We start from the raw sequence: 240 nt of genomic DNA on the forward strand, positions 1-240 counted from the left end.
AACTCCGGCAGGAAGGCAGCGAGGATGGCGCTGGCGTGGTGCTCCCACCAGTACTGGTGAACATGCTTGACCGCCTGGAAAGTGAGCTGCGCACCGGGGTTATCAGCGACGAGAACCGGCAGTGGCTGGCCGGGTGCGGCCTGACGCCGGAACAGATGGTGGCGCAGATGGAGCCGTTGCCGGTCCCGGAAAGGACGCTGCATCTGTACCACTGCGACCACCGGGGCCTGCCGCTGGCGC

At 67.1% G+C, this 240-nt stretch carries 1 protein-coding gene; it reads left to right on the plus strand.

Going from position 1 to position 240, the window contains the following annotated elements:
* A partial coding sequence (locus OGY09_RS00025; protein ID WP_286589705.1) for a hypothetical protein occupies window positions 1-240 on the plus strand: 240 nt, incomplete at both ends.

Source organism: Citrobacter sp. Cpo071 (assembly GCF_030332765.1).
GTDB classification, from domain to species: Bacteria; Pseudomonadota; Gammaproteobacteria; order Enterobacterales; family Enterobacteriaceae; genus Citrobacter; species Citrobacter portucalensis.